This is a genomic window from Pseudoalteromonas sp. 2CM39R, from assembly GCF_023161845.1.
This window is the reverse complement of sequence record NZ_JALNTM010000004.1, coordinates 71,892-93,303: the sequence shown is the minus strand read 5'-3', so window position 1 is coordinate 93,303 and position 21,412 is coordinate 71,892. Positions and strand designations below refer to the sequence as shown.

The 21,412-nt window shown below is 40.6% G+C and carries 20 protein-coding genes; 11 read left to right on the top strand and 9 right to left on the bottom strand.

Annotation, left to right across the window (positions count from 1 at the left end):
* Window positions 1-38: 38 nt before the first annotated feature.
* The 5 genes from MTF66_RS10775 to bioB form a co-directional block, all read right to left on the bottom strand.
* Window positions 39-1,598: an FAD-dependent oxidoreductase gene (locus MTF66_RS10775; protein ID WP_248527215.1), complete on the bottom strand. Its 1,560-nt coding sequence runs from the start codon at window positions 1,596-1,598 to the stop codon at window positions 39-41.
* Window positions 1,599-1,754: 156 nt separating this feature from the next.
* Entirely contained in the window at window positions 1,755-2,438 is a 684-nt protein-coding gene (gene bioD / locus MTF66_RS10770) for a dethiobiotin synthase (RefSeq protein ID WP_138594985.1), read from the bottom strand.
* Between the two features lie 10 nt (window positions 2,439-2,448).
* The gene (locus MTF66_RS10765) at window positions 2,449-3,282 is read right to left on the bottom strand and encodes a methyltransferase domain-containing protein (protein WP_248527214.1); all 834 of its coding nucleotides are present in this window, start codon (window positions 3,280-3,282) and stop codon (window positions 2,449-2,451) included.
* Window positions 3,279-4,433, bottom strand: a complete 1,155-nt coding sequence (locus MTF66_RS10760) for an 8-amino-7-oxononanoate synthase (protein WP_248527213.1) — start codon at window positions 4,431-4,433, stop codon at window positions 3,279-3,281. The genes MTF66_RS10765 and MTF66_RS10760 overlap by 4 nt, the downstream gene beginning before the upstream one ends.
* Before the next feature lie 14 nt (window positions 4,434-4,447).
* On the bottom strand, window positions 4,448-5,488 hold the full coding sequence (gene bioB / locus MTF66_RS10755) for a biotin synthase BioB (protein WP_010390068.1): 1,041 nt from the start codon (window positions 5,486-5,488) through the stop codon (window positions 4,448-4,450).
* Between the two features lie 95 nt (window positions 5,489-5,583).
* Here bioB and bioA point away from each other — a divergent pair, with 95 nt between their 5' ends.
* The 6 genes from bioA (at window position 5,584) to MTF66_RS10725 (ending at window position 12,100) form a co-directional block, all read left to right on the top strand.
* A complete protein-coding gene (gene bioA, locus MTF66_RS10750) occupies window positions 5,584-6,885 on the top strand; it encodes an adenosylmethionine--8-amino-7-oxononanoate transaminase (RefSeq protein ID WP_248527212.1) in 1,302 nt (433 codons plus the stop codon).
* 179 nt (window positions 6,886-7,064) lie between these two features.
* The gene (locus tag MTF66_RS10745) at window positions 7,065-7,877 is read left to right on the top strand and encodes a hypothetical protein (protein WP_054201198.1); all 813 of its coding nucleotides are present in this window, start codon (window positions 7,065-7,067) and stop codon (window positions 7,875-7,877) included.
* On the top strand, window positions 7,878-8,918 hold the full coding sequence (locus MTF66_RS10740) for an ABC transporter substrate-binding protein (RefSeq protein WP_138621950.1): 1,041 nt from the start codon (window positions 7,878-7,880) through the stop codon (window positions 8,916-8,918).
* Window positions 8,918-10,417 (top strand): iron ABC transporter permease, encoded by a 1,500-nt coding sequence (locus MTF66_RS10735; protein ID WP_109874617.1) that lies wholly within the window; start codon window positions 8,918-8,920, stop codon window positions 10,415-10,417. Before MTF66_RS10740 ends, MTF66_RS10735 begins: the two co-directional genes overlap by 1 nt.
* Window positions 10,418-10,429: 12 nt before the next feature.
* Window positions 10,430-11,440 carry an ABC transporter ATP-binding protein gene (locus tag MTF66_RS10730; protein WP_248527211.1) on the top strand — a complete coding sequence of 337 codons (1,011 nt, stop codon included), beginning with the start codon at window positions 10,430-10,432 and terminating at the stop codon, window positions 11,438-11,440.
* Between the two features lie 30 nt (window positions 11,441-11,470).
* Entirely contained in the window at window positions 11,471-12,100 is a 630-nt protein-coding gene (locus MTF66_RS10725) for a Vat family streptogramin A O-acetyltransferase (protein ID WP_248527210.1), read from the top strand.
* 3 nt (window positions 12,101-12,103) lie between these two features.
* Here the strand turns inward: MTF66_RS10725 and MTF66_RS10720 are convergent, their stop codons facing one another.
* Window positions 12,104-12,538 (bottom strand): ATP-binding protein, encoded by a 435-nt coding sequence (locus MTF66_RS10720; protein WP_008113825.1) that lies wholly within the window; start codon window positions 12,536-12,538, stop codon window positions 12,104-12,106.
* Between the two features lie 286 nt (window positions 12,539-12,824).
* Here MTF66_RS10720 and asnS point away from each other — a divergent pair, with 286 nt between their 5' ends.
* On the top strand, window positions 12,825-14,222 hold the full coding sequence (gene asnS, locus MTF66_RS10715) for an asparagine--tRNA ligase (RefSeq protein WP_008113822.1): 1,398 nt from the start codon (window positions 12,825-12,827) through the stop codon (window positions 14,220-14,222).
* 126 nt (window positions 14,223-14,348) lie between these two features.
* Here the strand turns inward: asnS and MTF66_RS10710 are convergent, their stop codons facing one another.
* The 3 genes from MTF66_RS10710 to MTF66_RS10700 all read right to left on the bottom strand — a co-directional run bounded on the left by MTF66_RS10710 (window position 14,349) and on the right by MTF66_RS10700 (window position 17,290).
* The gene (locus MTF66_RS10710) at window positions 14,349-15,428 is read right to left on the bottom strand and encodes an acyltransferase family protein (protein ID WP_138621946.1); all 1,080 of its coding nucleotides are present in this window, start codon (window positions 15,426-15,428) and stop codon (window positions 14,349-14,351) included.
* 185 nt (window positions 15,429-15,613) lie between these two features.
* The gene (locus tag MTF66_RS10705) at window positions 15,614-16,540 is read right to left on the bottom strand and encodes an electron transfer flavoprotein subunit alpha/FixB family protein (protein ID WP_008113818.1); all 927 of its coding nucleotides are present in this window, start codon (window positions 16,538-16,540) and stop codon (window positions 15,614-15,616) included.
* The gene (locus MTF66_RS10700; protein WP_138621944.1) at window positions 16,541-17,290 is read right to left on the bottom strand and encodes an electron transfer flavoprotein subunit beta/FixA family protein; all 750 of its coding nucleotides are present in this window, start codon (window positions 17,288-17,290) and stop codon (window positions 16,541-16,543) included.
* Between the two features lie 220 nt (window positions 17,291-17,510).
* Here MTF66_RS10700 and MTF66_RS10695 point away from each other — a divergent pair, with 220 nt between their 5' ends.
* The 4 genes from MTF66_RS10695 to tsaA all read left to right on the top strand — a co-directional run bounded on the left by MTF66_RS10695 (window position 17,511) and on the right by tsaA (window position 21,410).
* Window positions 17,511-19,157 carry an electron transfer flavoprotein-ubiquinone oxidoreductase gene (locus MTF66_RS10695; protein ID WP_138621942.1) on the top strand — a complete coding sequence of 549 codons (1,647 nt, stop codon included), beginning with the start codon at window positions 17,511-17,513 and terminating at the stop codon, window positions 19,155-19,157.
* Between the two features lie 101 nt (window positions 19,158-19,258).
* Window positions 19,259-19,723 carry an acyl-CoA thioesterase gene (locus tag MTF66_RS10690; RefSeq protein WP_008113812.1) on the top strand — a complete coding sequence of 155 codons (465 nt, stop codon included), beginning with the start codon at window positions 19,259-19,261 and terminating at the stop codon, window positions 19,721-19,723.
* Window positions 19,724-19,969: 246 nt separating this feature from the next.
* Complete coding sequence (locus MTF66_RS10685) at window positions 19,970-20,539, top strand: outer membrane beta-barrel protein (RefSeq protein WP_138621940.1); 570 nt, start codon at window positions 19,970-19,972, stop codon at window positions 20,537-20,539.
* Between the two features lie 166 nt (window positions 20,540-20,705).
* Window positions 20,706-21,410 (top strand): tRNA (N6-threonylcarbamoyladenosine(37)-N6)-methyltransferase TrmO, encoded by a 705-nt coding sequence (gene tsaA / locus MTF66_RS10680; protein WP_138621937.1) that lies wholly within the window; start codon window positions 20,706-20,708, stop codon window positions 21,408-21,410.
* Window positions 21,411-21,412: the final 2 nt, after the last annotated feature.

The window sequence follows — 21,412 nt, the reverse complement described above, 5'->3', positions numbered from 1 at the left end:
AAAAACAATATAATTCAATAAGTTATTTTGTTTTTATACTATACGCTTTTATATATACCGTGATTAACATTTGCCATATCTGTGGGGAAGCCTCGCTCTTTTGCAAGTACTTGTGCAATTTTACTTATATCTTCATTACAACTGTTCTTAAGGTAGGCCCATTGGTGATGCTTACGGTGGTTATTACTGTCGTGTTCTGTGCAAATTAAACCAAGCTTTACAAATTCAGCTACTATTTCGTCAGCAGCGATCAAAGTTGATGACGCTTTTACATTTTCGGCTCGTGCGTAGCTAATATGCGAATATAAACTTACGTCGGCAACGCGCAAGGTGTCGTCTTCGCCTGGGATCTGTTGGCCGCCAAACAAGGCATTGTTTTGCGTATTAGCGTTTTTAAATGCTGGTACAAACTCAGCTACATAATCAATCGCTTTTTGACCACGTGCTTTTAGCACCTGCTGATCCCAACCATTATTTATATAATTTAAGTACTTAGCAGGCAGTTGTGGCTGTGCCGTTTGCTCGGCTGTATCTGCTAGGCCATCGTTAAACAAGGTAATTGAGTTAGTCATACCATGAATTTGATAAAAGCCATTAGGGTACGGCGTTAATTGTGCCATGCCCTCGGGTGTGCCTCGGTTACCATAAATAATAATTTCGGGTATTTTCCCGCCAGCGCCTTGCCAGTGTGCAATGTATGAGGCTTTAAATTCGACCATACGCTTGGGCTTTACGCCTACCATGTCATCAACAATACCGGTTTGAAAGCCACAGGCGTTTATAAGGTAATCTACTTCTGCTGTTTGGGTCTTGTTGCTTTGGTTGTTTTGATATTCAATTTTCCATTTTGGCATTTGATTTTTAGCACTACTTTGCTCAACTTTGCTGACTTGCTTTACCTCTGTGCTGGTAAGAACATTAGCGTGTTCGTACTGGGCAAGCGCAAGTTGCGCACTTGCTGATAATCTAAATATATTCCAACCGTATTCTTGAACAACAATAAGTGGGTATTTTACTTTGTTTAAGTTTAAATGCTTAGCAACGGGGATCATCCACTCGTCTAGCGTTTTAGGCTCAGTAACCTGCTCTTTTTTACTCAAGGTTATCATTTGCTCATGGCTATAAAGCTGATAGTAATTATCAGGCTCGCCAAGAACTTTATTATTATGATCTTGTTCAATTAAGTCTTTATATGCGTTAGTAAGCTTGTCTAACCTTGGCAGTAAATCATCCGGTGAATCATCATCACGCGTTGGCACAGCAAATACAGTTGGGCGTACATCTATGCTGTAAGGATATAGTCGTAAAATATCGATACACTGTTTTAGTAAATCTATACAGTCTTGATCTGGAATTTCACGGTATAAATTACCACCGGCGTGCAGATGGCACATAGGAGGGCCGTCAATAAGTGACGTTTTTTTCTCAAATATAGTCGTTTTTATGCCCAATGCCGCAAGGCGAATCGCAATTGTTGCCCCTGCAGTTCCCCCACCTAAAATACCTACACGGGTTTTAGGTAGAGCTCTTTTTGGTAGAGCTGATTCGGCCTTCAACTGCGTATTATAAGCGTAGTTATTAATAAATGGGTGGGTCATTGTATTTGTTATTTCCTTAGTAACAATAGCACTGAGTAATTAGCGTTATATATGCATACAAGGTGTGTATTTCAAGGCGCTAAACATATTTATTAAACCGGTGTATTTAATATATAAACTGCTTTGTATATTTATAAAATTACAAAGCAGTATAGTTTAGGCATTTATAGCAAGTGCAGTAAGAAGGGTTTTATAAATTTGTAATTTAGGGGTTTGCTCGGTATAGGGGCTTATAGCAAGCAACGGGAATGGTAAGCGTGCTTTAAGTGAATCTAGGTTTGCTTGGTATTCATCCATAGTGGCATCAACTTGGTTGGCAATCCAGCCAATGCAATTAACACCCATACTTTGCATATGTGCTGCAGTGAGTAATGCATGATTTATACAGCCTAGTTTCATCCCTACTACCAATATTACGGGTAATTGCTCTGCTTTTACCCAGTCATATAAATATTCGTTGTCGTTAATTGGCAATGCCCAGCCGCCCGCACCTTCTGTTAGCAGGTAGTCTGCACCTTGTTGCTTCACATTTTTATAAGCGGTAAGTAGCTTTTCAACGCTTAGGGTTACTCCCACTTGCTCTGCTGCAATGTGCGGAGCTATGGCGGGCTCAAAAGCAAACGGATTAATTATGTCGTATTTAGCACTCACAGTCGCGCTTTCCATTAGCATTAAGGCATCGGCATTCACGAGCTGATCAAACGCAAGTTCACACCCTGATGCAATCGGTTTAAAACCTATTGCACGCTGCTTATGTTGGGCGAGTAACTTTAATAGCAAACTAGTTACGTGGGTTTTACCAGCGTCGGTATCGGTACCGGTAATAAAAAATTGCTGCATTGCCTTACCTTTAAATTTTTGCTTTTTCTAATGATAACAATACCACATGGTAAGATACATGGGCTTGGTTGTTTCTAAGCGGATACGCCGCACATACTTTTTGTAGCGCCGATTTAGTTAATAAACCAGGGCGCTGCGTTGCTTTATTTTGCGACGTTGCACCAATGGCTTTAATTGAGCTAATCGCTTTAAGCGGGCTGGTAAACTCATCAGTATAAATAACCTCTGTCGCGTTATTAACAATAAACCCAGCCCTTTTGACCGATTGGTTTATATTATCGCTACTTAAAAAGTTATTAATGTGGCTATGCGAATCAAGCGTGGCAAACGCCGTTTTTATTTCATGTAGTGAGCCTTCCACCACCGTACTTATGTACGCCTGCCCGCCAGGCTTTAAAGCTGAATGTAATGAATGCATTAGCATTTCAAAATTAGCCGACCATTGCATTGCAAAATTACTAAATACCACATCAATACTATTTTGTTGTAATGGCAAATTATCCATGTCGGCGCAAATACGCGGTGCGGTTACTGCACTATTTTTAAGCATGGTAAGGCTTAAATCCATGGCAATTACTTGTTCATATATTCCTTGTAACTCTTCGGTATTCACTAACGGCCCAGCGCCTAAATCAACACAATGTTTGTGCTTTGTGATCGCATCAAGCTTAATGAGTTTAATTAAATCGATTGCAGCTTGCTTTTGTACATGTGCGTGGGCTACATATTGTTTTGCCGCCGTTGAAAACTTGCGTTGCGTTACCTGCTTTAAACTATTAACAGCTAAACAAGCTAACGGTGACTTTATACGCGAGTTAGCATTTGTAGCATGTGCGCTTATCATGCAATGGCCTTTTTTAAACAGTTTACCAATGTTGTAATATCTTGCTCGGTATGGGCGGCGGTTAAGGTAACGCGAAGCCTTGAGGTATTATGCTGCACCGTGGGCGGGCGAATAGCGGTTAGCCAAATCCCCTGCTGTTTGAGCTTCTCACAGGCTTTTAAGGTCTGTTCGGCACACCCTAAAACTAGGGGTTGAATGGCGGTGGTCGAATCCATTAAGGCAATTTTGTGTTCATTGGCTAAACGTTTAAATAAAGCAATATTAGCGTTTAATTTTGCTCGCTTGTGGTTAGCATCACGTATGGTTTTGATTCTTGATAATGTATGCAAAGCAATAAATGGCGACATTGCAGTCGAATAAGTGTAATCGCGGTTAAACTGCAACATGTAATCAATAAATTCACTTGAACCTAATACACACGCCCCGCTACTTGCCACCGCTTTACCAAAGGTGATCACTAAAATATCTGGTAAATTATCTGCCGCTATAAGTGGCTCACAGCTTCCCAAACCCGATTTTCCCAGTACGCCAAAGCCATGCGCATCGTCTATCATTAACCAGGCGTTATGTGCTTTAGCTAAACTCAGTAACTCAATTAATGGTGCTTGGTCGCCATCCATTGAGAATACCCCCTCACTCACGATCAGTTTATACTTAGCATTGGACTTTTCCAGCCGTGAACGTAAATGATTCATGTCGTTATGGTTAAAGCGCACAAGCGCTGCGTTTGCATGTAAGGCGCCATCGATTAAGCTCGCATGATTGAGTTTATCCTGAAAAATCGCACTTTGTTGAGCAATAGTTTTATCTTGGAATAACGCTTTTATAACACTGCTATTAGCACTAAAGCCCGAATTAAACAGCATGGCATTGTTATAGCCCAACTGAGCACATAAGTATTTTTCGAGCTGTTGCTGCGCTCCTTGATAGCCAGTAACTAAAGCAGAGCTGTGACTTCCTAAGCTATGCATACCTTCAAGCAAAGTGGGCTCATCCGCAAAGCCTAGGTAGTCGTTACTGGCAAAGTTAAGATAGCGTTTATTATCAACTATAATTTCACGCGCACTGGCTTGCTCAATAACATAACGCTTGCGGTTGAGCGCGCTTTGCTGGCGCGCTTGTAAATGGCTATTTATAAAATCAAATGACATAGCAATACACAATGTTAAGCAGGATAAAACAATTCTGAACTGGCTTTATCGGCCACTTTAGAAGATAACGACGCAGCAACGGCTTCATCTGAATAGTCTTCCGCCGTTTCAGGGTTCATACCCAGTTTTTTAATTAATTGCATATCGGCATCTGCTTCTGGGTTTTCGGTAGTAAGGAGTTTATCACCATAAAAAATGGAATTAGCACCGGCAAAAAAACACATCGATTGCATTTGCTCATTCATTGCGCTGCGCCCTGCCGATAAACGTACATAGCTATGCGGCATCATAATACGCGCGGTGGCAATAGTACGAATAAACTCAAACTGATCTAAGTCGTCTACGTTTTCAAGCGGTGTTCCTTTTACTTTTACTAGCATATTAATAGGGACGCTTTCTGGTTGCTGCGGTAAATTAGCCAATTGCATTAATAACCCATAACGATCGCTGGGTTGCTCACCCATACCGACAATACCGCCAGAACAAACTTTCATACCGGCATCACGCACATGATCAATAGTGTTTAGTCTGTCTGCAAAGGTACGGGTAGATATAATTTGTTCGTAGTATTCAGGTGAGGTATCTAAATTATGGTTATAGTAGTCAAGCCCTGCATCACTCAGCGCATGGGCTTTTTCATTGGTAAGCTTACCTAGGGTCATACAGGTTTCAAGGCCAAGCTCTTTTACTTCTTTAACCATTTTTGAAATGTACGGCATATCACGATCTTTAGGATCTGACCACGCAGCGCCCATACAAAAACGGGTGGCGCCTTTTTGTTTTGCAAGGCGTGCTTGCTCTACTACTTTTTCTACTTCTAGCAGGCGCTCTCGTTCTAGATCGGTTTTATAATGACCCGACTGCGGGCAATATTTACAATCTTCAGGGCAAGCACCTGTTTTTATAGATAGTAAAGTAGAAATTTGCACCTGATTAGGATTAAAATTAGCACGGTGTACGGTCGCGGCTTTAAAAAGCAGATCGTTAAACGGCATTTCAAATAAGGCTTTAACCTCGCTATGGGTCCAATCGTGGCGAACTGTTGCAAGCTCCATAATACTCTCTTTTATTTTTTGCTCTTGGTGTTATTGGCTTAGAATACGTATTGCCGTACCATTGTCAACGAAGCTCACTTATTTAAAGTTTACATATGAACACAAAGCATACAATAGACCTTGATTTTGACCGAAATCACATTTGGCACCCTTATACATCAATGACTCAACCAATTCCGGTTTACCCTGTTACAAACGCTAATCACAACCTTATACACCTAGAAACAGGCGAGAAACTCATCGACGGTATGGCCTCTTGGTGGAGCGCAATACATGGCTACAATCATCCTGCTTTAAATCATGCGATGACAGAGCAAATCAATAAAATGAGCCATGTAATGTTTGGCGGCATTACCCATTACAGTGCAGTGGAGCTTTGTAAAAAGCTAGTAGCAATAACGCCTGAACATTTAAACAAAGTATTTTTAGCCGACAGCGGCTCGGTAAGTGTTGAAGTAGCGATTAAAATGGCACTGCAGTATTGGTTAAGCCAAGGCATTAATACTAAACAAAAGTTAATGACTCCATTTAAGGGCTATCATGGCGATACTTTTGCAGCCATGAGTGTGTGCGATCCGGTTAATTCTATGCATAGCTTGTACTCTGGCTTTTTACCTGAGCATGTATTTGTACCTGCACCTGTTAGCCAATTTAATAACGAGTTTAATCAAGCCGAGGCGGATGAACTAGAACACTATTTTTTAAAACACCACCAGCATGTTGCCGCCTTTATTATTGAACCCATAGTACAAAACGCGGGAGGAATGAACTTTTATCATCCTGAATATTTAGCCTGTGTGCGCAAGTTATGTACTCAATACGATGTATTGCTCATTTGTGATGAAATTGCCACAGGCTTTGGCCGTACAGGTAAAATGTTTGCTGTAGAGCACGCCAATGTACAGCCAGATATACTTTGTATTGGCAAGGCACTCACCGGCGGCACCATGACCTTATCAGCCACGTTAACGACCGATAAAATAGCGATAGGCATTAGCGAAGGTGAAGCCGGTGTTTTGATGCACGGACCTACATTTATGGGCAATCCACTCGCCTGCGCTGTGGCATGTGCCAGTATAGACTTATTGCTTGAACAAGATTGGCAAAAACGAATTAGTGAAATAAACCAAGCACTTCAACCATTACATCAGTGTGGCTCACTTACTGATGTAGTTAATGTTCGCACTTTAGGTGCAATTGGCGTGGTAGAACTGACAGATGAGGCAGGAATAGTAGATGTAGCTAAAATACAGGCTTATTTTGTTAGCAAAGGAGTGTGGATACGCCCCTTTGGTAAACTAATTTACTTAATGCCACCGTATATAAGTGACGATGCCAGTATTAAACAGCTTTGCGATGCTATATATAACGCCATAAAGGGTAAACATTACGTATAGATGGTTAATTATTTTAGCCACTAAAGTTAAAATTAAATTGATATTTCTATTTAGTTATTATTCCTCTGTAAAGTTTAGTAAATTTAACCCCTTGGCTTGATTTAGTGTGTTGATCTAAGGGATGTTTAGGGATATGATAATGACTATCATTTACAATAACATTTATGGACTCACTTGCTATGAAAATATTACTTAAGCCTGCCAAGACATTAAGTGCAACTTTTTTACTCGCTTCTGCGATTTTTGCACAACCGGCACTTGCTAACGGCCCAATTGGTGAGCATGTTAATCACCTTCAAGCTAATTTAAAAACCTACAACGAAGACGTTGAGTGGATGGTTTCAAAGGTTGATACCCTAGTAAGCGATTACGAGAAAAAAGGCGCTAAAGCAGTTAATACTGATGACTTAATTGAGTACTGGGAATCGGTTAAATTTCACAGCGCCATAGAAACAAATTATGTCCCTGTGTATGCCTCTATTTGGCAAGGTTTGTATGGCATAAAAATGGCTATTGATAACAAAAAGCCAGCCTCAGAAGTACGTTTGCAGCAACAAGCAATGAACAATGCTTTATGGCAAGGCCTAGGCGCAGTTAAGCTAGCGGCTCAGTTTCAACAAAAAGGGTTATTAAAAAGCGTTAAAGCCACAGCAACAAAAGAAATGACGCAAAGCGCGACCATTGATGAAATTAAACACAAATTAGACCGAGTGGTCGCTAAATACGCAGAGCGTTTAAGCGATGAAGCAACAAGCATAGTTCACGATACCTACCTGCATTTATTTGAAGGTGTAGAAGGCACACTCATTGAGCAAGACGCTAACTTAGTAGAAGTTCTTGAAAAAGACTTTAACGTAACCCTACCGCAGGCTATTTCAGGTAATAAAACAGTAAATCAAGTACGCGAAGTGGTTGTTGATATGCAAACTAAGTTAACTCGTGCACAAACGCTAATTGAAAAAGCAGAAAAGTCACGTAAGGATGTATTTTAAGTGGAACGCAGAACCTTTATTCAAGGCTTAGCTGCGTTAGGGGTAGCTGGCGCTTTGCCGCTATCTCTTTCACGCGCGTTTGCCGCTGATATTGCCAACCCCGTGTCGGTAGATACATTACCTAAACTAAAAGGCTCACTCACCCTTTATTTGGGACGTGGTGAAGGTGGCTTATACGAAAACGTTTTACAAGCCATTCAAAAAAAGAACCCGGATTTAGATCTTGCTATTCGACGCGGCCCAACTGCAGCTTTGGCTAATACGATTGTTGCCGAAGCCAAAGCGGGTGTTAAACGTGCAGACTTATTTTGGGCTGTCGACTCGGGCGCTATTGGTTTAGTAACCGATGCAGGGCTTGCTAAACCTATGCCTAGTGATTTATCTGCACAGCTACAGCCACAGTTTAGATACGATGAGTGGGCACCTGTTACTGGTCGTATACGTACTTTGCCTTTTAATACTGAGCGTTTAACCAAAGAGCAAATTCCAACAAGCATTATGGAAATAGCCGACAGTGATTTAAGTATTGGTTGGGCACCAGCTTATGCTTCTTTTCAATCGTTTGTTACCGCTATGCGAATTTTAGAAGGCGATGATAAAACTGCTAAATGGCTTAAAAAAGTGCAAAAACGCTCAAAAACTTACGCTGGCGAACTCGGTGTAGTAATGGGCGTTGAACGTGGTGAAGTAGATATTGGTTTTGCTAATCACTACTACACGTTACGTTTGAAGTCTGGTAAGCCCGACGCTAAACTCGATCTTGCATTTACAGAGCAAGATGCCGGTTGTTTAGTGAATGCCTCCGGTATTTTATCGCTATCTGACGACCCACTAGCAACTAACTTTATGCGCTATTTACTCAGCGTTGAAGTACAAAGTTATTTAGCGAGCGAAGCGTATGAAATTCCGCTAGTAAATGACATAAAGCAACCTGATGGCTTGCCTAAATTAACCAGTATTTCGCCACCTAAAATAGACTTAACCCAGTTGGCTGACTTACGTCCAACTATTGACTTAATGCGCAGCAGCGGCGTTTTATAATGCGAATACCACCATCTTATCCTATGGCGCTGCTTGCAGCGCTTGTTACCCTTACTCCTATTTTTGTTTTAATAACGCTTGCCAGTGACGCAAGCTCTTTTTTTGATAGCCATAATTTAACCATTTTAGGAAATACCCTGTCGTTAATGGGCTTAACTGTATTAGGCTCAATTTTAATTGGTGTGCCACTGGCGTTTATTAGCGCTTATGTGCAGCTGCCATTTAAAAAGTTTTGGTTAGTAGTATTTGCCGCCCCTTTAGCTATACCAAGTTATATTGGTGCATTTACGCTTTATGCTGCATTTGGCCCTGGTGGTGAAATACATAACTTACTTGGTTTTGAAACCCCTTCTATGTATGGCTTAACTGGCGCCGCCATTGTAATGACCCTATATACCTTCCCATTTGTAATGATGACAACCCGCTCCTCCTTACTAAGTCTTGATGCCAATATGGTCAATGCAGCTCGTACATTGGGTATGTCGATGACACAAAGCGTGTTTAAAGTTATTTTGCCCCGTGTTGTAAATGGTATTGCTGCGGGTTCGTTACTCGTTGCCTTATATACGCTATCAGACTTTGGTACACCGGCAATGATGCGTCTAGATACTTTCACTCGTGTTATTTACGTAGAATATAACGCCTTTGAACTGAGCCGTGCTGCTATGTTGTCTATGCAGCTAATGGTAATTGTTGGCTTTTTACTAATGCTTGAATCGCAAATTAAAACTGCGTCTGAACGCCAAGGCCGGCCTCTTATTTTATTCCCAAAAAAATGGCAATTAGGCGCGATGTTTGCCACCTTTGCACCAATTTTATTACTTGCTATTGGCTTACCACTCGCAGTATTTACACTTTGGCTAGTGCGTGATGGTTTTAGTTCGTTTGATTTTAGTATTGCATGGCACTCTACTTACGCTTCAGCCATTGCAGCTATTGTTACAGTTATCGTGGCTATTCCTGTGGCGCATGCAGCATTAACCGGAAAAGCAGGTAAAGTAATGGAACGCGTTACTTACTTTGGCTTTGGTATTCCGGGTATAGTTATGGGCACAGCGCTTGTTTATGGCGGCTTACAACTACCCTTTTTATATCAAACACTGGGCTTGTTGATCATTGCTTATATGCTACGTTTTTTACCACTTGCGGTTGGCTCTGTGCGTACCAGCACCGAGCACCTCGATCCAAGCTTAGTAAAATCAGCCCGGGTATTAGGCGCAAGCCCACGTGAAGCTTTCACACGTATTACTTTACCACTGACTATGCGTGGTATTATTGCAGGAGCCGCTTTAGTCTTTTTAGAGTCAATGCGTGAATTAGAAGCCACACTATTATTGGGTCCAACTGGTTTTGAAACCTTATCTACTTATTTATGGCGTGTTTACGAAGCCGGTTATTTTGGCCGCGCAGCAATACCTGGGTTATTGTTGGTGGTGATTTCGGCGGCGGCTTTAGCTATTATGATGTCTGGCGAGAAACGCAACCAGTTTGAACATTAAGGATTTATATAAATGCTATCTGTAAGTCAGTTGTCTATAGATTATGGCAGTAATCGTGTTGTTAGTGACTTAAATTTCACTTTAGGTGAAAGCGAAATTTTAATGCTTGTTGGTCCAACAGGTTGTGGTAAAAGTACTATTTTACAGGCTCTAGCAGGGCTTTTACCAATTAGCGACGGTGAAATTAAAGTTGCTAAATGGACTGCTACACCAAAGCATACTGTAGCCCCTGAAAAACGCAGTGTGGGTATGGTGTTTCAAGACTTTGCGTTGTTTCCCCATTTAACGGTTGAGCAAAATGTGTGTTTTAAACTAAAAGACACAAGCCCTGCTGATCATTGGATAAAGCTACTCGGTTTAGATGCGTTTAGACATAAAAAACCAGCGACACTTTCTGGGGGGCAAAAACAGCGTGTTGCATTAGCGCGCACCCTAGCCCACCAGCCAGACTTTGTATTACTTGATGAGCCACTATCAAACTTAGACGCGGCTTTAAAAGACATGCTACGTTGGGATATACGTAATGCGCTTAAAGAAGCCGGCGTACCCGCTATTTGGGTAACGCACGATCAAGAAGAAGCACTTTCGGTGGGCGATCGCGTGGGTGTACTAAAAGGCGGAAAGATACAGCAAATTGATAGCCCAGAGCAATGCTTTAGTGCACCCAACAATCGCTTTGTGGCACGATTTTTAGGTGAAGCTAGTTTTATAAAAGGAACGCTGAATAACGGCCAAGCACTTACCGATATTGGTAATGTTCCCGCTCATGGTGTTGACTGTGAAAACGGTGAGGTAGAGGTGTTACTTCGTCCAGATGATGTATTATTAGTACAAAGCAGTGTAGGAAATAATGGCGAAGTAATTTGGGTACGCTTTGAAGGCGGCAGCAGATTATGCGCCATAAAACTAGCCTGTGGTACTGTGGTTACAAGTCGCGTGAGTCATGAAGTAGTGGTAAATCCTGGTGATAACGTAAATGTATCGCTTAGTACCTCTCATCCACTGGCGGCATTTAAAAGCTAGCGCTTTATATATTCTACTTTGGAGGAAACTATGAACGGACCAAATCCAAACAATCCATCACCTATGGAAGGGTTTCCTCAAGTAGATTATTTAAAAAACTTTATCACCTCTGCGAATATAGACGTTGGTGATTATACCTATTACGACGACCCTGATGGCCCTGAAAACTTTGAAAAAAATGTACTTTACCATTTCGATTTTATCGGGGACCGTCTTATCATAGGTAAGTTTTGTGCGATAGCTAAAGACGTTACTTTTATAATGAATGGGGCTAATCATCAAACCTCCGGCTTTTCTACCTATCCATTTTTTATATTTGGTAATGGCTGGGAAAAATCTGCACCTCAACAAGGTGATTTACCTTTTAAGGGAGATACTGAAATAGGTAATGATGTGTGGATAGGTTACAACGCCACCATTATGCCAGGAGTAAAAGTCGGTGATGGTGCCATTATAGCAAGTAAATCTGTGGTAACGTCTGATGTGCCCGCCTATGGTATTGTAGGCGGTAACCCTGCAAAATTGATAAAAAAGCGTTTTGATGATGAGACTATTAATAAACTTTTAGCGATTGCATGGTGGGACTGGAGCAGTGAAAAAATCACCGCCCATTTAGATGCCATTACGCACTCTGATATAGACGTATTAGCTAAAATTTAATAATTACCACTCAAACATGTAAGCCATTTTACTAATCGTTTTTAACGGTATGTTATGGCTATTGCGCTTAGCATATAAGTGTTGCATCGATTTATCTTTCACTTCGCCAACAATGACTTCTTTGACCTGGTAGCCTAAAGCAATGGCTGCTTGTGAGTAAGCAATAAATTCCCACTTTTTAATATTGGTGTTATCCACTATTACCAGTTCAATACCTTGTGCTAGGGCATTAATAAAACGCGCCAAGTTTAAATTGTGATATTGCGATAATTTAAACTTATCAAAATGGTACTCACCTTGCTCGTTAACAAAGTAATCATCTGTTGAGCAAATAAAATATTGGCTTTCATCTGCACCGGAAAGTTCCTCGGCGAGATTTTGTGCATAATATGACTTACCACTGCCTGGCAGCCCTCGTAAAATAAAAACTTGTTTCATAGCATCCATTTTTTATTAATACGTCAATTCGGTTTATTTACTAATAATGCCACAAATTGATGAAATTTCAGAGCAACAAATGGTAATAGTGGTTATTTAACTGTAAAAATTGGTTAAAAAAACAACGTACCACTAAAAACTTTTAAAGAGTTGCCCACAACAGTTTTTTTATTTTACTTTACTAGGTATTATACAAGGTTCAAGTGCAGTGACCTCAAATGCTAAATAGCACGAGTAACGCACAGTTAATTTATATAGTTAGGCAACTTATATCATTGGAGTGAAGATGAGCCATTTAGCGATTTCAGAGCTATTAAAAGGCAATGTTGCGGTAGACAGCCAAGTAACCATTAAAGGCTGGATCCGTACACGCCGCGATTCAAAAGCAGGAATATCATTTTTAGCCGTTCATGACGGTTCGTGTTTTGATCCTATTCAAGCGGTAGTTCCTAATTCACTGAATAATTATGATGAAGTTACAAGCTTAACAGCAGGCTGTTCTGTGTCGGTTACCGGTGTATTAGTACAATCAGCAGGACAAGGTCAATCTTTCGAAATTCAAGCTAACTCAGTAACTGTGTTAGGTTGGGTTGAAAACCCAGACACCTACCCAATGTCGGCTAAACGCCACAGCATTGAGTATTTACGTGAACACGCTCACCTTCGCCCTCGCACTAATATGATTGGCGCAGTAACACGTGTCCGTAACTGTTTAGCACAAGCAATCCACCGCTTTTACCATGAGCAAGGGTTTTACTGGATCAGCACGCCAATTATTACTGCAAGTGACTGTGAAGGCGCAGGTGAGATGTTCCGTGTATCAACGCTTGATATGCAAAATCTGCCAATGACGGACAAAGGCGAGATTGATTACAGCGAAGACTTTTTTGGCAAAGAAGCCTTTCTAACGGTATCTGGCCAGCTAAACGGTGAAACATATGCATCAGCTATGTCAAAAATTTACACCTTTGGTCCTACGTTCCGTGCAGAAAATTCAAATACATCTCGCCACTTAGCTGAATTTTGGATGGTAGAGCCAGAAGTTGCGTTTGCTGATTTAGAAGATATCGCAAAACTGGCTGAAAACATGCTTAAGTATGTATTTAAAGCTGTATTAGAAGAACGCCGTGACGACATGGAATTTTTCGCATTACGTGTTGAAAAAACAGCCATTAGCCGTTTAGAGGAATTTGTTGAAAAAGACTTTGCCCAAGTTGACTACACCGATGCTGTAGAGATTTTAAAAGCGTGTGGCAAGAAATTTGAGTACGACGTTGAATGGGGTGTAGATTTACAGTCTGAGCACGAGCGCTACCTAGCTGAAGAACACTTTAAAGCACCGGTTGTTATTAAAAACTACCCGCGTGATATTAAAGCATTCTACATGCGCCAAAACGAAGACGGCAAAACTGTTGCTGCTATGGACGTAGTAGCACCAGGTATTGGTGAGATCATTGGTGGTTCACAACGTGAAGAGCGTCTTGATGTATTAGATGCACGCCTTGAAGAGATGGGCTTAAACAAAGAAGACTACAGCTGGTACCGCGATCTACGTAAATACGGTAGCGTGCCACACTCTGGCTTTGGTTTAGGGTTTGAGCGCTTAGTTGCTTATGTTACCGGTATGGGTAACGTACGTGATGTTATTGCGTTCCCACGTACCAAAGGCAGCGCAACGTACTAAGCTAAGCTTTGTAACGTTAAATAAAAAAACCAACCCGCGGGTTGGTTTTTTATTGTCTGATATATTAATGTGCATAAATACTTGAACAATTAGCCTCCCGCTTAGGGAAGCAAATTGTTATAAATACTAAATCTTTATAAATATTTTTCGTTTATAAAGCATATTCGAAATTACCCAAAAGCCAATAACATGCAATAAAGCAAAGGTGAACGATGCCAATTTAGCGCTCATAACCAAGGCGAGTTGCTGATACATCCAATCCCCTAAGTTTAGCTCTCCAATATTAATCAGTGAATAGCTCAGTACCCACACAGCTGATAATACATATATAAACAGTGGGTTTGACCCATACACAATTAATGGATTAACAAGGCGCTCAGGTTTAACAATGTCACAAAGCCAAACAAAAAATGCCAACACAATACAGGCAATACCTGATGTGTAAATAACAAAGCTACTGGTCCAAAGTGATTTATTAATTGGCATCACCATTGAGCTTAATTGCCCGATAACAACTGCAACTGCACCAATAACTAAAAGCCGTTTAATGCTTGCCCACTGGCAACTTGTGCTCGTTAACATGCGCGTTACTTCAAAACCAAATAATACACTCACCACAGCGGGTAACGTACTGATGAGACCTTCTGGATCAAATGCGAGCCCTTTGCCTTGCCATAAATGCGACTCACCTAGTACGGCAATATCAACCGCTCTAACTAGGTTATGTTCGAGTGTATAAGCGTTTTCAGCGCCAACGCTTAACAGTAATAACCAATAAGCAACTAAGATAATAACCGATAGCGTTAACACCCCTCGCTTATTTAAAAACAACACACAGATAGACGCTAAAATATAGGCTATCCCTATACGTTGTAGTACACCTAATATTCTCAAGTTTTCAATATTGGTAGTAAAGGGATAAATATTTAAAGCTAGACCAATGGCAAATATAATTGCTCCACGTTTAACTAGTCTTAATACTTGGCTAGTACTGGCTGCACTGTTAGTTTTTTTGAACGAAAAAAACATCGCAGAGCCAATAATAAACATAAAAAACGGAAAAATTACATCCGTAGGGGTACAGCCATGCCAATCTGCATGAAGTAAAGGGGCATACACATGGGACCACGATCCCGGCGTGTTTACCAGTATCATTAACGCTATGGTTAGCCCACGCATAGCATCAAGTGCTTTATACCTTGTCATTTTGGCTCCTATTTAATAATTTGTATTTCTACAAATGACAACGCTGTCACTTTGTAGTAAAAAAACTTAAATCGCAAGTAATTTAGATAAGTGGAGTTGTTGAATTAAAAAAGCCGCAGAATCAATAATGAAACGGCGGCTTTAAATCAGAATTTGTTACTTTAGGAGCGGTTTATTGCTGTCCTTTATAGTGCTTGCTCTAACTGTGGTAAAACATCAAATAAGTCAGCAACTAAACCGTAATCAGCTACTTGGAATATTGGCGCATCAGGGTCTTTATTAATGGCAACAATAACTTTTGAATCTTTCATACCCGCAAGATGCTGAATGGCACCACTAATACCCACGGCAATATATAAATTAGGCGCGACAATTTTACCTGTTTGCCCTACTTGCATATCGTTAGGCACAAAGCCCGCGTCAACCGCTGCACGTGATGCACCAATAGCGGCACCGAGTTTATCGGCAATGCCATTTAATAATGCAAAATTTTCACCATTTTGCATACCACGACCACCCGAAATAACCACATCTGCAGCCGTTAGCTCTGGACGCTCTGATTCAGTTTGTTCAACACTAACAAAACTGCTTAACTGTGAATCAGAGACTGCATCTACAGCGGTTACATTAGCTGGAGCTTGCTCGCCTTGTAAATCAAAGCTACTTGCACGTACTGTGATCACTTTTTTACTATCGAGCGATTTAACCGTTGCAATAGCATTACCCGCGTAAATTGGACGTTTAAATGTATCTGCGTCAATTACGTCAATAATTTCTGAAATTTGCGCTACATCTAATAATGCGGCAACACGCGGCATAAAGTTTTTACCTGTAGTAGTTGCACTTGCCACAATATGGCTATAACTATCTGCAAGTGATAACACTAGATCTGTCATACTTTCAGCAAGTTGATGCTCATAAACTGCATTATCAGCAAGTAAAACATTCGCAACACCCTCAATGCTCGCGAGTGACTCACTCATGGCGCCAAGGTTTATGCCTGCTAATAATACATCTACGTCAAAGCCTAATTTTTTAGCGGCATTAATCGTTTTTGAGGTTTCTGGTTTTAAGGCACCGTTATCGTGCTCTGCAATTACAAGAGTTTTCATTTAAATCACCTTTGCCTCTGTTTTAAGTTTTTCTACAAGCTGTGCAACATCTTCAACAATAATCCCGCCGCTACGTTTTGCAGGCTCTTCTACACTGACCAATTCAATACGCGGGGCTAAATCTACACCTAGCGAATCAGCCGCAATAACTTCTAACGGCTTACGTTTGGCTTTCATAATATTAGGTAGCGACGCATAACGTGGCTCATTCAAACGTAAATCGGTGGTGACTATTGCGGGTAAATTAAGTGCAACGGTTTGTAAACCACCATCTACTTCACGAGTGACATTTACTTTGTCATTTTCAATAACCACTTTAGAAGCAAACGTACCTTGACCACGGTTAGTCAGCGCCGCTAGCATTTGACCTGTTTGATTATTATCAGAATCGATTGACTGTTTTCCTAAAATAACCAGTTCAGGCGATTCTTGTTCAACTACTTTGGCAAGCAATTTTGCTATATGTATGGACTCTAAGTTTTGCTCTGTTTCAACATGAATCGCTTTATCTGCGCCCAAAGCTAGTGCTGTACGTAATTGTTCTTGAGAGGCTTTAGCGCCAATAGTAACAACAACTACTTCGGTTGCAGTACGCGCTTCTTTTAAACGAATCGCTTCTTCTACAGCAATTTCACAAAATGGGTTCATGGCCATTTTAACGTTAGTTAAATCAACACCGCTGTTGTCAGGTTTAACGCGAGCTTTTACGTTGTAGTCGATCACTCTTTTTATTGGTACGAGAACTTTCATAGGGACTCCATAATTATTTAAACCTATAAGCTAACGTCTACGTCAACCTATTTATTTTATGAAATCAGACTACTTCCTGTTGACGTAAACGTCAACCTAAAATAACCTTAAACTATTCACAACCTGTAACGATTAATTTGCATAACAAAGAAACAGGTTGCTTAGCTTACTTTTTGCCAAATAATGCAAAGGTGAGTCCGTCATAGATAAAGAGGTTATTATGATTGAACGCGAAACCATGGAATTTGATGTTGTAGTTGTAGGGGCAGGTCCAGCGGGGCTTTCAACAGCAATTAAACTCGCGCAGCAAGCACAAGAAAAACAACAAGAGTGCATGATATGTGTAGTTGAAAAAGGCTCAGAAGTTGGTGCACATGTATTATCAGGTGCCGTTTTTGAAACCAAAGCACTTGACGAATTACTGCCAAATTGGCAGGAACTCGGCGCTCCTGTTTCGACTAAGGTGGTAAATGATGAGATTTACTGGTTTAACAACGAACATAAAGCAACCTCAATTCCTCACTTTGCTACACCAAATACATTTCATAACAAGGGTAACTACATTGTTTCTATGGGTAATGTATGTCGCTGGTTAGCAGAGCAAGCAGAAAATCTTGGAGTAGAAATATTTCCAGGCTTTAGTGCGCATTCAGTCATTATTGAAGATGATGTTGTAAAAGGCATCATTACTGGCGATATGGGTGTAGATAAAAATGGCAATGAAAAAGACGGTTACATGCCAGGTATGGAGCTACGCGCTAAGTACACAGTATTTGCTGAGGGCTGTCGTGGTCATCTAGGTAAGCAACTGATCAATCAGTTTGCTTTAGACGATGAAAGTTCACCACAGCATTATGGTTTAGGTTTTAAAGAAATTTGGCAAATTGATGAATCTAAACATCAATTGGGTAAAGTTGTACACGGAACCGGTTGGCCATTAAGTGGCGACACTGGCGGTGGCGCCTTTATGTATCATAGCGAAAACAACCAAGTGGTTGTGGGGTTAATTGTTGATTTAAATTACTCAAACCCACACTTAAGCCCGTTTGATGAATTTCAACGATTAAAACATCACCCTATTTTCAAAAATACGCTTGAAGGTGGAGAACGCATTGCTTACGGTGCACGTGCTATTGCTAAAGGCGGTTTACATTCATTACCAAAAATGCACTTCCCGGGTGGCTTGCTAGTGGGCTGTGATGCAGGCACGCTTAACTTTGCAAAAATTAAAGGCAACCATACGGCTATGAAGTCAGGCATGATAGCCGCTGAAGTTATTTTTAATGCGCTACAAAACAATTTAGCCAATACTGATTTAACCCAGTATAGCGATGAGTTTAAAAAGTCATGGGCGTTTAAAGAGCTGTATCAGTCTCGTAATTTTGGCCCTGCTATGCATACCTTAGGTAAATTTGCAGGCGGCGCATATAACACGCTTGATCAAAATATATTTAAGGGTGCCCTACCGTTTAGTTTTAAAGATAACGTACCTGATCATGCAACTTTAAAAGACGCTAACCAAGCTGAAAAAATTAACTACCCTAAGCCTGATGGCAAACTCAGTTTTGATAAGCTTTCTTCAGTGTTTTTATCTAATACCAATCATGAAGAATCGCAGCCGTGTCACTTAAAACTAAAAGATGCATCAATTCCGATTAACGTTAACTTAGTTAAATTTGACGAGCCAGCACAGCGCTACTGCCCTGCCGGCGTTTACGAAGTACAAGAAGTAGAAGGCGAGCAATCCTTTGTGATCAACGCGCAAAACTGTGTGCATTGTAAAACCTGTGATATTAAAGATCCGAGCCAAAATATTACCTGGGTAACTCCCGAAGGTGCTGGTGGCCCTAACTATCCCAATATGTAACAACCTTTCTATAGAAATTATAAACTTATCCTAAATTGCAGGGGCTTCGGCCCCTTTTTTGCGCTATGCTGTTAAGTAATATGAATGAATGAGAGTGTGTTATGGCGTCGTCGAGTGTAATTTTTCGTTTTTTAGCAGAACCAACCGATGTAAATTTTGGTGGTAAGGTGCATGGCGGTGTGGTCATGAAGTGGATTGACCAAGCGGGTTATGCCTGTGCTGCGGGCTGGAGCGGCCATTACTGTGTAACAGTATCGGTTGCGGGCGTTAAGTTTAGCCGTCCTATCTTAGTTGGCCAAATTGTTGAGGTTGAAGCAAAAATTGCACACACCGGCAAAACCAGCATGCAAATTTTTATTCAAGTTCGCTGTGGCGACCCGAAAACGCAAAACTTAGTTGAAACCAATCACTGTGTTATTAGCTTTGTTGCTATGGATGAAACGGGTTACCCTGTGGCGGTACCAGAATTTAAATCGGTTACCGACGAAGACAAAAAGCTTGAGAACTACGCAATTAAAATGAAGCAAATAGCCATCGAAACAGAAAACTTATTAGATAAAGTTTAATTTAGTTACTTTTATAGGTATGTAGAAACTACAACAACTTGTAAAAGCTACAATTTTTTAATTTTTATGGATTAACTGCACGCTGAACACCTGATTGTTTTGCGTGCCAAAAACACCATAATAGCTTAACAAACACACATAAAGACTAAATATTAGGCTAAATAATACTTGGCACGCTCACTGCAATTAGTAAATCGACGTTTGATGAAATAATTCATCGATATTACTTTTTAAAGGAGCTATATAATGATTAAAACACTTTCTCTTTCTGCACTTGCTTTAGCAACACTGGGTTTTAATTCAGCGGCACAAGCTGATGTTACCGACATGGACTCTCCGCGTATTTACACTGGTATTGGTTATGGCCAATATTCATTTCAGTTTGAAGATAGCGAAAACGACACCGACTTTGATGACGACGCGCAAATGTTAAAAGGTTACATTGGTACCCAATTTAATGAACATTTAAGTCTTGAGCTTGCTTATCAAAATTTTGATGAAGTGAGTGATATAGACAGCAAAGCTGAAATTGATGGCGTATCGTTAGCAGCACGTTTTGCAGCGCCTATTACTGAAGATTTTTCTGTTTATGCAAAAGGTGGTTGGTTTGAATGGGATGCAGAAGTTACTCAAGAACTTCCAGTTGGCAGCGTAAGCGCATCTCAAGATGGCGGCGACGTATTTTACGGTGCAGGTATTGAATATGCATTTACAACCAATATGCAAGTGCGTTTAGAGTATGAGCGTTACGAATTAGAAGATGATATTGATCCAGAAATGGATGTTGCGTCAGTATCATTCCAATACATGTTTTAATAATAGCTTAATTGTTAAAACATTAGGTAAGGCTATTTTTAGCCTTACCTTTTTTTTTCACATTTAAACCTATTAGTCTAAAAATAAAATATCCCCAAATTAAGCTAATGCCAGCAACGTCAATAAAAGGTAGAATAACGCTCTATTTTTTCTATAACCGAGCATTATGAGCGATTATCAAATTTCGGCTATTGGCCATATTCAATCTCCGTATAAACAAAAATTTGCCATTCCTAGGCAACCTAGATTAGTACCCGAGGCTAAAGCTAAACTGATTTTTGCCAAAGAATTTAATCGTGAAGAATTTGTTCGCGGATTAGATGAATTTAGCCATATTTGGCTGTTATTTCGTTTTCATGAAACTGCTGATAAAGGCTATTCAGCAATGGTTCGCCCGCCGCGCCTTGGCGGTAATGAGCGTAAAGGCGTGTTTGCTACTCGAGCAACTTTTCGTCCAAATGCCATTGGCATGAGTGCAGTAAAGTTAGAGGGAATTGAGTATAAAAACGGTCAGTTGGCGTTATTGCTCGCCGGTATTGATTTACTTGATGGCACACCCATCGTAGATATAAAACCTTATTTACCCTATTCAGACTCATTACCCGATGCAAGCGCTGGATTTGCCGATACGCGCCCAGAGACTCAAATGAGTGTTGAGTTTAGCCAACAGGCTATAGAATTTATAAATAAACAAAGTCACTATCCTGAGCTACAAGCGTTTATTAGTAATGTGCTAAAACAAGATCCGCGCCCTGCCTATAAAAAGCAAAAACAAGGCGTGCAAAGCTATGGTATGAATTTGTATGAATACAATATTACCTGGCAAGTGACTGATTCTCATCATCTGGTTACTCATATTGAGCTCAGTTAAGC